11 protein-coding genes and 1 riboswitch are annotated in these 12,619 nt (G+C 48.0%); of the genes, 8 read left to right on the plus strand and 3 right to left on the minus strand.

What is annotated here, in order from left to right:
- Window positions 1–107: 107 nt before the first annotated feature.
- Complete coding sequence (locus U868_RS0107390) at window positions 108–497, plus strand: nuclear transport factor 2 family protein (RefSeq protein ID WP_025152738.1); 390 nt, start codon at window positions 108–110, stop codon at window positions 495–497.
- An 87-nt stretch (window positions 498–584) separates the two neighbouring features.
- Window positions 585–757: riboswitch (M-box (ykoK) riboswitch) on the plus strand.
- Between the two features lie 75 nt (window positions 758–832).
- Window positions 833–1,894: a magnesium transporter gene (locus U868_RS0107395; protein WP_025152739.1), complete on the plus strand. Its 1,062-nt coding sequence runs from the start codon at window positions 833–835 to the stop codon at window positions 1,892–1,894.
- Here the strand turns inward: U868_RS0107395 and U868_RS0107400 are convergent.
- Window positions 1,875–2,426, minus strand: a complete 552-nt coding sequence (locus tag U868_RS0107400; protein WP_025152740.1) for a SprT family zinc-dependent metalloprotease — start codon at window positions 2,424–2,426, stop codon at window positions 1,875–1,877. The two genes, U868_RS0107395 and U868_RS0107400, sit on opposite strands and share 20 nt — an antisense overlap.
- Before the next feature lie 109 nt (window positions 2,427–2,535).
- On the opposite strand from U868_RS0107400, the gene U868_RS0107405 reads away from it, so the two are divergent.
- Genes U868_RS0107405 through U868_RS0107415 form a run of 3 tightly spaced genes read left to right on the plus strand, consistent with a single transcriptional unit; the run spans window position 2,536 to window position 3,700 of the window.
- Entirely contained in the window at window positions 2,536–2,853 is a 318-nt protein-coding gene (locus U868_RS0107405) for an ArsR/SmtB family transcription factor (protein ID WP_025152741.1), read from the plus strand.
- A 1-nt stretch (window position 2,854) separates the two neighbouring features.
- The gene (locus tag U868_RS0107410) at window positions 2,855–3,265 is read left to right on the plus strand and encodes a YeeE/YedE family protein (RefSeq protein WP_025152742.1); all 411 of its coding nucleotides are present in this window, start codon (window positions 2,855–2,857) and stop codon (window positions 3,263–3,265) included.
- A 9-nt stretch (window positions 3,266–3,274) separates the two neighbouring features.
- Window positions 3,275–3,700 carry a DUF6691 family protein gene (locus U868_RS0107415; protein ID WP_025152743.1) on the plus strand — a complete coding sequence of 142 codons (426 nt, stop codon included), beginning with the start codon at window positions 3,275–3,277 and terminating at the stop codon, window positions 3,698–3,700.
- A 75-nt stretch (window positions 3,701–3,775) separates the two neighbouring features.
- Here the strand turns inward: U868_RS0107415 and metK are convergent, their stop codons facing one another.
- A complete protein-coding gene (gene metK, locus U868_RS0107420; protein ID WP_025152744.1) occupies window positions 3,776–4,930 on the minus strand; it encodes a methionine adenosyltransferase in 1,155 nt (384 codons plus the stop codon).
- Window positions 4,931–5,597: 667 nt separating this feature from the next.
- Between metK and speA the strand changes: the two genes are divergently transcribed.
- The 3 genes from speA to U868_RS0107440 all read left to right on the plus strand — a co-directional run bounded on the left by speA (window position 5,598) and on the right by U868_RS0107440 (window position 9,461).
- Window positions 5,598–7,502 carry a biosynthetic arginine decarboxylase gene (gene speA / locus U868_RS0107430; RefSeq protein ID WP_025152746.1) on the plus strand — a complete coding sequence of 635 codons (1,905 nt, stop codon included), beginning with the start codon at window positions 5,598–5,600 and terminating at the stop codon, window positions 7,500–7,502.
- 75 nt (window positions 7,503–7,577) lie between these two features.
- Window positions 7,578–8,501, plus strand: a complete 924-nt coding sequence (gene speB, locus U868_RS0107435) for an agmatinase (RefSeq protein WP_025152747.1) — start codon at window positions 7,578–7,580, stop codon at window positions 8,499–8,501.
- A gap of 180 nt (window positions 8,502–8,681) precedes the next feature.
- Window positions 8,682–9,461 carry an acetoin reductase gene (locus U868_RS0107440; RefSeq protein ID WP_025152748.1) on the plus strand — a complete coding sequence of 260 codons (780 nt, stop codon included), beginning with the start codon at window positions 8,682–8,684 and terminating at the stop codon, window positions 9,459–9,461.
- 255 nt (window positions 9,462–9,716) lie between these two features.
- Here U868_RS0107440 and U868_RS0107450 read toward each other — a convergent pair whose 3' ends face one another.
- Complete coding sequence (locus U868_RS0107450; protein WP_025152749.1) at window positions 9,717–12,383, minus strand: M66 family metalloprotease; 2,667 nt, start codon at window positions 12,381–12,383, stop codon at window positions 9,717–9,719.
- Between the last annotated feature and the right edge of the window lie 236 nt (window positions 12,384–12,619).

Consider the following 12,619-nt stretch of genomic DNA (forward strand, 5'->3'; position numbering starts at 1 on the left):
TGGCAAAAAAGCGTCGTTTTCAGCGGCGCTTTTCTGTTTTCCGGCGGATAAACGCCGGGTTTCCGCTATGCTGTAAATGTCATCATAATAAAAAAGGATTTTCAGCAATGAATAAGACAGAGTTTGTAACCCGTGCCCTGACTGATGTGCTCGGTGAACATATCGGTGATGAATCCCTGGTTGAACAGTATTTTTCCCGTGATTATGTTCAGGTGGTGAATGGTCAGACAATTGAATTCCCCGCATTTCTTGCCCATCTTAATGCCCTGAAAATGGCAACCCGCAGTATTACCATTGAGATTAAATCCATCGCAGAAGGTGAGTCTTGTGTGCATACTCAGCATATCGCGAAGGCGGAAAAAGTCAGTGGCGAACACGCCGCCTTTGAGGTTTTCGCCTGTTTCCGTCTGGCAGACGGCAAAATTGTCCGCTGTGAGGAAGTGACACGGCAGCTGACCGGTGATGAGAGTGATAACGATCTGGGTTCCCGGACCTGATCGGTAACCTCAATGCTTTCTAAACGAAAGAGTAATAGTCCTCGCCATATAATTTATGAGAGTTATAATTCGCGCCGCATTTAAGGTGCAGTATCTCGTTAGGCGAGGCTCCTATACAAACAAAGGTTGCTGATCTGACGACGTCGAGAGACGCCCAAGATTAGGACAGGTTATATCGAACAGAAGGTATAACCCGAAGTAACTTCCCGCAGTCTGCGGGATACGTTGTATAGTGCTAAAACCGAGACGTGAGATAGCCTACGCATTCTCTCATCTGGTTTCGCCCCTATTGGAGTGCTGTTTGAAGTCCATAACAGACATTAGGGTCACACATCATGAAATTAACCAACTACGAAAAAGCGGACGCGCTGGTCATTTCCGCGCCATCCGTTAATCCGCCACACCACACCGAACGTCCGCAGCGCAGTGATGAAGACGCCGTCAGTGCTTACATGAGTCAGGCGTATATCCGCGTGACCGTGTCAGACACGATTGCTGCCGTCAAACTGACGCTGCGTGAGGAACTGGAGGGTGAGCAGATCCCCACTTATTTATATGTACTGGATGAGGATAATTACCTGAATGGTATCCTGCCGGTCAAAGCCCTGCTGACGGCAGCGGAAGATACGTTTGTCGCCGATGTGATGCGCCAGACCTATTTTTCTGTTTCACCGGAGCAGTCCCGGCACGATGTGTACGAGCTTATCAATAACAGCGGGATTGATACGGTGCCGGTGGTGCAGTTCGGCAAGCTGGCCGGTATTCTGCGTCCGCAGGATATTGCGGAGCTGATTGAGGATGAGAACACGCAGGATGCGGCATTACAGGGCGGTTCCCAGCCGCTGGATGAGCCTTATCTGAGCACCAGCCCGTTCACACTGTGGCGCAAGCGCGCAGTCTGGCTGCTGATGCTGTTCGTGGCGGAAGCGTATACCGGTACGGTGCTCAAGGCATTTGAGGAACAACTGGAAGCGGCTATCTCACTGGCTTTCTTTATCCCGCTGCTGATCGGCACCGGGGGTAACAGCGGTACTCAGATCACCTCAACCCTCGTCCGTGCCATGGCACTCGGGGAAGTGAGTCTGCGTAATATCGGCGCGGTGCTGCGCAAAGAGCTGTCCACGTCACTGCTGGTGGCCCTGACCATGGGATGTGCGGGGATGATCCGCGCCTGGTTCCTGGGGGTCGGGCCGGAAGTGATGATGGTGGTCAGTCTGACACTGGTGTGTATCACGGTCTGGAGTGCGATTGTCTCCTCCATTATTCCGATGGTGCTTAAGCGTCTGAAAGTGGATCCGGCAGTGGTTTCCGCACCGTTTATTGCCACCCTGATTGACGGTACCGGGCTGATTATCTACTTCGAGACAGCCAAGCTGATTATGACTGATCTGGTGTAAGGTCGCCGGGGGATGATATTGCAGCCGCACTGTTATCCCGCACCAGCGTACTTTTACAATGACGGCACAGGTACTGACTTTCCCCGCGCAACACTTTGTTATGGCGGCGGACGGTCAGTTCATGTGCCGTTTTGCATTGGCAGCGGTAGGTGAATGTCCGGCTGCGGACCGAGGTCACATCAAAGCGGTGTGTGCGGATGGCCGGAACACCCAGCACCTCTGTCATCATCCACTGCCATTCCCGCCCGTGCGGCGCAACGCGGCCGAAACGTCGGTAAACCAGCAGATGCGCCAGCTCGTGGGGGACCACATCCTGTATGAATTTATGGCTGTTTTCAGTCAGTAATACCGGATTGAGACGGATTTCCCATTTTTGCAGGCAGGCGCTGCCTGCCGTCGTGCCGCGCTGGCGATAGTTCAGCTCAGGCTCCGGATAATCCGTTCTCAGTACCCGGCAGGCGCGGGTCAGATAATCACGCAGGGTCTGCATGCAGGCCTGTTGTAATGCGGTGGGAACTCGGGTCGGTTTCATAGCCGGAAGCTTAGCGGGACTGACGTAAAGCTGCAACCGTTATCAGTATGTTGTATATATCTCAAAATAATATTATATTTAATTATATAGTGTAGTAAGGAATAAATTTATGACACCAACACAGCTTACCGATATGCAGGAAGCCGCCGAAGGCGTTGCTGCTCTGCTGAAAATACTGGGAAATCCGGATCGTCTGCTGCTGCTCTGCCAGCTGAGCCGGGGCGAATGCAATGTCAGTGAACTGGAGGAGCTGACCGGCATCAATCAGCCGACGTTATCACAGCAACTGACGGTGTTGCGCAATGAAGGACTGGTAAATACCCGGCGTGAGGGAAAACGTATCTATTATTCCGTGGCAGATGAGAAAGTACTGATATTGCTGACCACGCTGTATCAGCTTTATTGTCCTGAAAAAAAAGGAAAATAATATGGTGATTGATAGCGCGGCCTTTACGCCGGTCAGTGCGGCTCTGGGCGGGCTGATGATCGGCATAGCGGTTGCTGTGCTGTTACTGTTTAACGGGCGGATTGCCGGGATCAGCGGGATTTTCGCCAATATGTTCACAAAGCAGAGCGGCTGGCGGGTAGCGTTTATTGCCGGGCTGGCAGGTGCACCGTGGGTTTACAGGTTGTTTGCCGGTCAGCCGGATGTGGTGATCGCGGCGGGTTATCCGCTGCTTATCGCCGCCGGTCTGCTGGTTGGTTTCGGTACGCGGCTGGGTAACGGCTGTACCAGCGGGCACGGTATCTGTGGTATGGCGCGGTTATCAAAACGATCATTTGCGGCTGTGGCGGTGTTTATGGTTACGGCTTTTCTGACGGTCTGGCTGATGAAATAAGGACGAACTATGCCTGTTATCACTGCATTAATCAGCGGGATTTTGTTCGGCCTCGGTTTGCTGGTGGCCGGGATGGGTAACCCGCAGAAGATTCTGGCGTTTCTGGATATCACCGGCAACTGGGATCCTTCACTGCTGATCACCATGGCGGTGGCTATGGCGGTCAGTATGGTTGCCTTTACGGTGGCCAGAAAACGGAAAAAGACGGTATGTGGCACACCGATTGAGTTACCGGCAAACAGTAAAATTGATAAACGGCTGCTGACCGGTGCACTGCTGTTTGGTCTCGGCTGGGGACTGGCGGGAATTTGCCCGGGACCCGGTATTCTGTTATCCGGGATGCTCAGTATCAAAGGGTTGGTATTTACGGCATCAATGATTGCCGGGATGGTGATTTTTGCACTGTATTCATCGTATCAGCGCGGCAAAGCATAGTGAATGACTGTGTTCGGAACGTAAAAAAACCGGCTTTTTTTCAGCCGGTTTTTTGTGCCTGTTAACAACAGGAAATTATTTCAGACCAGCGGCTTCACGCAGCTGTTCTGCTTTGTCGGTTTTTTCCCACGGGAACTGAGGACGCCCGAAGTGACCGTATGCTGCGGTTTCCTGATAAATCGGGTGCAGCAGATCCAGCATCTGAATCAGACCATACGGACGCAGGTCGAAGAACTCGCGCACCAGCAGCGTCAGTTGCTGGTTGGAGACTTTACCGGTACCGAAGGTTTCCACCATGATGGACGTCGGCTCTGCCACGCCAATCGCGTAGGAGACCTGGATTTCACAGCGGTCAGCCAGACCGGCTGCGACAATATTTTTTGCCACATAACGGGCCGCGTAGGCTGCGGAACGGTCAACTTTTGACGGATCCTTACCGGAGAATGCGCCGCCGCCGTGACGTGCCATACCGCCGTAGGTATCGACGATGATTTTACGGCCGGTCAGACCGCAGTCACCCATTGGTCCGCCGATAACAAAACGGCCGGTCGGGTTGATGAAATATTTGGTGGTCGGATCCAGCCATTCTTCCGGCAGAACCGGTTTGATGATCTCTTCCATCACCGCTTCATGCAGATCTTTCTGTGAGATGTCTTCAGCGTGCTGGGTTGACAGCACAACCGCGTCAATCCCGGCGATTTTATTGTCATCATAACGGAAGGTGATCTGGCTTTTCGCATCCGGGCGCAGCCACGGCAGTGTGCCGCTTTTACGTACCTGAGCCTGACGCTCGACCAGACGGTGGGCATAGGTGATCGGTGCCGGCATCAGCACGTCAGTTTCGTTTGAGGCATAACCAAACATCAGACCCTGGTCACCGGCGCCCTGCTCAAGCGGGTCAGCGCGGTCAACGCCCTGGTTAATATCAGCGGATTGTTTACCGATAGCACTGATTACCGCACAGGAATCAGCATCGAAGCCCATGGATGAGCTGGTATAGCCAATCTCACGGACAGTACGGCGCGTGATTTCCTCAATATCAACCCAGGCCTTGGTGGTGATTTCACCACCGACCAGAACCATACCGGTTTTGACATAGGTTTCACAGGCAACACGCGCTTTGGGATCTTGTTTTAAAATCGCATCAAGGACTGCATCCGAAATTTGGTCGGCAATTTTATCCGGGTGTCCTTCAGATACGGACTCAGAAGTGAAAAGATGTGTAGTCATTATTTTTCTCTACCTTAAGTGAAGTGAACTTTCGGTACATTGATGGATGTATTAACTTCTAGACGGCTATTCTAGTGTAAAATTGGCAGCGGTTCCAGAAATTTTATAGTGCTACCGGTTTTTCCGCTGGTTTTTTTCACTTTTAATAATGTGTTACGGGACTGTTTTTATTTTTTACACTCATTCGTCATTTTGATTTTGCATTTTTGTGTCATAACCGGTATAAACTGCGGCCAGTAGCTGTGAATTTTTCTTCAGTTATAAACGGCAGAAACTCTGGTTTTCTGTATGATTCAGGCGGGGGTTACGGTGTGTAATCCTGTGTGGGGGTAAATGGGTTAATGAACCATTATCTGCTGCTTGTTGACGTTCAACAGCCACGTGCTTTACAGCATGTGTCCGCGTCTTTTTCTGTTCTCTCTTCCTCTCTGACTGACACGTGCTCTGCACGGCGTTTTCCGTATCCGCTGCACTCAAACAGACCGGATAACGCAAGCAGGCGGGTCACTCTGCGGTAAGCCCGTAAATCTGTGTCCGGTTTGTGCCGGATGATGTAATCCATTTTGAATTTTTACTTGTCAACAGGACAGATTTATCCCACGGTGAAGGGGGATAGGCGTATGTCAGCCATACAGGTAAGTTTCACTCCAGAATCAGGAGATGACTAATGAATGATAATATCGCGCTGAAGATGCAGCAGACCTATAACATCGCATACTGGGGCGGCAGCTATTACGGTGTGAATGACCTCGGTCATGTCACCGTCTGCCCGAATCCGGAGATGCCGCAGGCCGCCGTTGACCTGGCTGAACTGGTCAACCGTGTGCAGAAAGAGCGGGAACACATCCGTCTGCCTGCATTATTCTGCTTTCCGCAGATTTTGCAGCATCGTCTGCGCTCGATTAATGCCGCGTTCCGCCGTGCCCGCGAATCCTATGGTTACAAAGGTGATTATTTTCTGGTTTACCCGATTAAGGTCAACCAGCAGCGGCGCGTGATTGAAACCCTGGTCAATGCCGGGGAGCCGCTGGGACTGGAAGCCGGTTCCAAAGCCGAGCTGATGGCGGTACTGGCGCACGCGGGGATGACCCGCAGTGTGATCGTCTGCAACGGCTATAAAGACCGTGAATATATCCGTCTTGCCCTGATGGGCGAGAAACTGGGTCACAAAGTGTATCTTGTGATTGAAAAAATGTCGGAAATCGCCGTGGTGCTTGAGGAAGCAAAAAATCTGGATGTGGTACCGCGCCTCGGCGTGCGGGCGCGTCTGGCCTCTCAGGGCTCCGGTAAATGGCAGGCCAGCGGCGGTGAGAAATCCAAGTTCGGTCTGGCGGCCACGCAGGTACTGCAGCTGATTGATATGCTGCGTCAGGCAGACAGTCTGGAGAGTCTGCAGCTGCTGCACTTTCATCTCGGTTCCCAGATGGCGAATATCCGCGATATCGCCACCGGTGTCCGTGAATCCGCCCGTTTCTATGTCGAACTGCATCAGCTGGGTGTCAATATTCAGTGCTTTGATGTCGGCGGCGGCCTCGGGGTGGATTATGAAGGCACCCGTTCGCAGTCTGACTGCTCTGTGAACTACGGGCTGAATGAGTATGCCAATAATGTGATCTGGGCTATCGGTGATGCCTGTGAAGAGCACGGCCTGCCGCACCCGACCGTGATTACCGAATCCGGCCGCGCCCTGACGGCGCACCATACCGTGCTGGTTTCCAACGTGATCGGGGTGGAACGTAACGAGTTCTCCCCGGTGGAAGCGCCTGCTGAAGACGCACCGCGTCCGGTTGCCAGCCTGTGGGAAACCTGGGAAGAGATGCAGACCAAAGGCAATGCCCGCTCTCTGCGTGAATGGCTGCACGACAGCCAGCTCGACCTGCATGATATCCACACCCAGTACGCGCAGGGCATGCTGTCCCTGACCGAACGCGCCTGGGCGGAAGGGCTGTATCTGAATATCTGCCGCCGTATCCAGCAGGATCTCGATCCGGGTAACCGCGCACACCGCCCGATTATCGATGAACTCCAGGAACGTATGGCGGATAAATTCTATGTGAATTTCTCGCTGTTCCAGTCGCTGCCGGATGCGTGGGGGATCGATCAGCTGTTCCCGGTGCTGCCGATCGAAGGGCTGGATAAGCCGCTGGATCGTCGTGCGGTGCTGCTGGATATCACCTGTGACTCCGACGGTATTATCGACCATTATGTGGACGGTGACGGGGTGGCGACCACCATGCCGATGCCGTCTTATGACCCGGAAAATCCGCCGATGATGGGCTTTTTCATGATTGGTGCCTATCAGGAAATTCTCGGCAATATGCATAACCTGTTCGGCGATACCGCCGCACTCGATGTGTATGTCGGTGAAAACGGTCAGGTGCGCTATCTGGAAAGCGAAGAGGGCGATTCCGTGGCGGATATGCTTCAGTATGTGAAGCTGGATCCGAAAATTCTGCTCGAACGCTTCCGTGATCAGGTGAAAGTCTCTGATCTGGATGAAGAGGAGCAAAAGGCCTTTACCGAAGAGTTCGAAAGCGGCCTGTACGGTTACACGTATTTAGAAGACGAATAGCTTAGAAGATGAATAATACCCGGCGGGATACTACGTCCGGCTTTGTGTCAGTAAGACATTGATAAAGGAATCATTATGATTAACAGCACATTAGGTAATCAGACCGACAACTCACTGGTCTCTAATGCGTTTGGTTTTCTCCGCCTGCCGCTGAATTTCCGGCCGTACACCAGTGACGCTGACTGGGTGATCACCGGTGTTCCGTTTGATATGGCGACCTCCGGCCGCGCCGGTTCCCGTCACGGACCGGCAGCAATCCGTCAGATTTCAACCAATCTGGCCTGGGAAGGTAACCGCTGGCCGTGGACATTTGACATGCGCGAGCGCCTGAATGTGGTGGATTGCGGTGATCTGGTGTTCGCGTTCGGTGATGCACAGGACATGAGTGATAAGTTACAGGCGCACACAGAAAAAGTGCTGGCGTCCGGTAAAAAATGTCTCTCTTTCGGGGGGGATCACTTTGTGACGCTGCCGCTGCTGCGCGCGCACGCCAAACATTTCGGTAAGATGGCGCTGGTGCATTTCGATGCACATACCGACACTTACGGCAACGGCAGCAAGTTTGACCATGGCACCATGTTCTATCATGCGCCGAATGAGGGACTGATTGACCCGGCGCATTCTGTGCAGATTGGTATCCGTACCGAGCATGAAACAGACAACGGTTTCACCGTGATTGATGCTGCACAGGTTAATGACCGCACCGTGGATGATGTGATTGCTCAGGTGAAAGCGATTGTCGGTGATATGCCGGTTTATCTGACCTTCGATATCGACTGTCTGGATCCGGCATTTGCCCCGGGAACCGGCACACCGGTTATCGGCGGGCTGACAACGGATCGCGCACTGAAACTGTTGCGCGGCCTTCAGCCGCTGAATATCGTCGGTATGGATCTGGTGGAAGTGGCACCGGCGTATGATCAGTCCGATATCACGGCGCTGGCCGGCGCAACCATTGCACTGGAAATGCTCTATCTCCAGGCCGCCAAAAAAGGCTGAAACCGGTTTCGCCACCGTTAAAACAAAAGACCCGCAGTGCGGGTCTTTTTGCATCTGCCTGTCATAAGCCGGACTATTGCTCATTATGTGCTTACCGGCTTGCAACCCCGGTAAAAACGAGTATGTTTTTAAATGAGTATTAATATCATAACGAAATACCTCACTCATAAGGAGCACATCATGGCACTAACGGGTAAAGTGGTTCTGGTTACCGGCGCTGCACAGGGGATTGGTCGTGGTATTGCACTGCGCTTAGCCAAAGAAGGGGCAGATATCGCGCTGGTGGATCTGAAAGAAGAAGGGCTGGCGAAAGTCAAAAAAGAAGTGGAAGCCCTGGGCCGCAAAGCGGCGGTATTCACCGCGGATATCAGTCAGCGTGACCAGGTTTTTGCGGTTGTCGATAAAGCAGAACAAGCGCTGGGCGGTTTTGATGTTATCGTCAATAACGCCGGTATTGCCCAGGTTAAGGCGATTGAAGATGTCCGTCCGGAGGATATGGATCGTATTTTCCGCATTAACGTCGACGGCACGATGTGGGGAATTCAGGCCGCAGCGGCCAAATTCAAAGCACGCGGACAGAAAGGGAAAATCATTAATGCCTCATCCATTGCCGGGCATGATGGTTTTGCCTTACTCGGCGTCTATTCTGCCACTAAATTTGCGGTCCGCGCACTGACACAGGCAGCGGCCAAAGAGTTCGCCAGCAGCGGGATCACCGTGAACGCTTACTGTCCGGGTATCGTCGGCACGGACATGTGGGTGGAAATTGATGAGCGTTTCTCTGAAATCACCGGTGCACCGAAAGGGGAAACCTACAAAAAATATGTCGACGGTATTGCGCTGGGCCGCGCTCAGACACCGGATGATGTGGCGGCACTGGTTGCCTTCCTGGCCAGCGACGACTCGGATTACATCACCGGCCAGGCGATTCTGACCGATGGCGGTATTGTTTACCGCTAAACTATTGCGTTGATACTGAGAGACATCCGCCGCATGCTGAATGCGGCGGATTTTTTTATGTATACTGATCCGCAGGATAACGCTGCGGGTGACAGTCATGAAATACGATCGGAATGATCTCTGTTTAAGACGATAATTATGTCAGATATAATTGCTGAAGAGCCTGCAGTGGAAACAGAATATCAATTTAACCTTATCATAACTATTTCCGCAGTATAAAAATAATCAACAAACGTAATGCTATGAATTGATAAGTTAATAACCATTAATCGTATACGTTAGATTATCACTGCCAGGATTTATTGATTTTTCCACTGCGACTACACCCCGGATAATAATACGAGCTATTCGCGGCAATCGTTCCCGGTTAACATTAACATGAAACTGGTTCATTTCATTATCTGCAATTCTGAAATTAATTAATGTATGAGTGCTTTTTGTTCCATTTTCATATTCCACTTCCAGATAGCAACTATTATCTTTAATTTCATCTGATTTATATACCATACCAAAAGCAGCGTTCAGGGCCGGGTAAATATAACTCGGCAATTGATTTTCAGGATCATAGTACCCAAGTATTGTAATGACTTTAACACCTTGCTCAAAAGGAATACGCTCAATATATAGCATACTATCGGGAAACCAAGTATAGCCATCAGAAATATAGTGTAAATCAATGTGTTTTTCAGCGGAAAAACTCGTTCCATTCATATGAATTCTAACATCATATACTGATTCCACATGGATTTTTATTACATTACCGTTGTTATTCAGATTAGCAGCCGGGAAATGAATATCTGGTATCCAGCTGTAGTCTTGACAAAGTATAAATAAATAAGGTGAAATGTTAAAATAATTATTGAGTTCCGTACTGGTAATTGATGTTCCATTAGAAACATCAACATCCTTATATTGCTCTAAATCCGGATATTTCATTTTCAACCAAGAACCATTATGGGATAAAAAATACAAATCTGCATTTTTTATTGCGGTAAAACTGCTTCCATTCATATGTAAATCAACACTATATGATGCTGATGTGTTGATTTTAATAATTTTACCATTATTTTCAGAGTCAGATATTGGGAAATATATATTTTTTGCCCATCCTCCATCATAAAGGGAAATGTAAATATAATCATACTCATCAAGGTATTTACTTATGTCACCAGCAGATACATCTATTTCGTTCTTAATGTTAATATATTTAAAGTAAAAGCTTTCAATTATATGGTTATAATCCACCATTTTATTTTTTTTGCTATCCCAAATACTAAATCCGGTTTTTGAATCAGGATTAAATACTGCTTTGCTTTCTAAGCTTTTTTGAATGTAATATAATGAGTATGGCGTATGTAAAGTAAAAACATTATATTTTTCATACATAGGATCACCACCAGCCATAGCATCTTTACCAAGTGAATGCCCTTCAAAAGGAAGAGCGTACTCTCCAACGCCGTAATATTCTAAATAAGTAGGTTGATGGGTAATTTCTTGTCTGAAATTAGGCAGAAAGAAATTTTTATCACAATCCCATCCCCACGTTGAGTTTCGGTGAGTTGGTATTTGATCTACTGAACCATCAAATCCACCAGGATAGTGCCCTAAGCCAAAGTTATGCCCGACTTCATGGCTAAATTCATTTCGTATCGTATCATCTAACGTCACCATGCCACTTCCGCCGGATCCTCCATGGACGACTAAACCGTTTTCATACATTCCAATAGTTGTATGTGCTGTAAATTGAGATACCTTTCCTGCAGGGCTAAGATCTCTGCCTGTTGCATTAATACCATAATTAGCATTATTAATTCCTGATGCGATAAGGGATTTAGCAATTTGTTCCCTCATAATTCCATCATGCCAGCCGCCATTTCCGGGGGCATGTCCCGTAAGTAACCGGCCATCCGGTAACATTACTTCGTCTAAATCAATGGGGTCATATGTATTGACAGTTAATCGGGAGACAGGAATTTGCTGAAAATATTGGCGATGATATTCAGGGTTTTCCTGAAATTCAAAAATTTTACGATGAGGAGTTAGCATACCAATTGCTATCGTATTTAAAATCAATTCATTAGGTGCTTTAATAACCGGGTTATAAATAAAACCAGATTTACCCCCTCTCGAAAATTTAAATTTTATCCCCGGGTACATCACATGATAAGGTACAATCACAGACCATGTATTTCCCATATATTGAATTTCAGATAAAAATTTCCCGGTACTATTATTATCATTTACCTCGTACCATGTCCCTTTATCATTGACAAGAAATATAGATTCTCCTTTCTCAAGGTTTCTTTTTGATGCATTAAATAAAATAGTAATTCCATATGTTGATGTGCATTCAAAAAATACTTTTTTACCAGTATAACTGGTATTATAAAAAAGCTCAAAAGAGGGAGAATGCCCACCATCATAAGTGATTACTTTGATGGAATTATATTCCTTAATAAATTTGTTAAAATAAACTGCGTCTTTAGAATTTTGCAGTTCTTCACTATCATTTAATATGAAATCAAAATGTGAAGGTAATGAAAAATCTGCATCTATTTTCGCATATACTTTTGTACATATCTTTGTTAAGTTATCAGGTGGTAGCATTTCCTCATGAAATAAAATTTCATCATTATGATAAATAGTGAAAAAAATTGGAGATAAACTTAACGAATCAATATGCGGTTTAAACATAATCATTGTTTTTCGATTAGATATGATATCCGGCTGAATATCATCATAAATATATCTCCCTGCCGGAATAATACTATTCTGTACATAATAAACAGTTCCTTCAAGTTCCCCCTGAGTGTCACTGGGGGAACTTATATTATTGAAGTAAGTGATGTTTTCATGTGAGTTCAATTCTGAGTAATTCAATGTTTTCTTTCCTGTCTCTGCAGAGCATTTTTTAAGATTCACTTTGGTTTCCTGATAATTAACTAATTAACAGAATTAAAAAAAACTAAGTTTTATTTTCTTTGTGTCTAAATGAAATTTTTCGTGTGAAAAGGTACTCTTCATTTTCAGATGTTAATCACAGTTTATTTAATCGTTTTTTTGTAAGGAGAGCTTATCTCCCGATAATAAATCCTGTGTTTCATCCACATCATTATACTTCTCTGTTTTGGATTGATTAAAGTATATCGAGACAACAA

Origin of the sequence: Morganella morganii H1r (assembly GCF_000633515.1) — a bacterium.
Lineage (GTDB): Bacteria > Pseudomonadota > Gammaproteobacteria > Enterobacterales > Enterobacteriaceae > Morganella > Morganella morganii_B.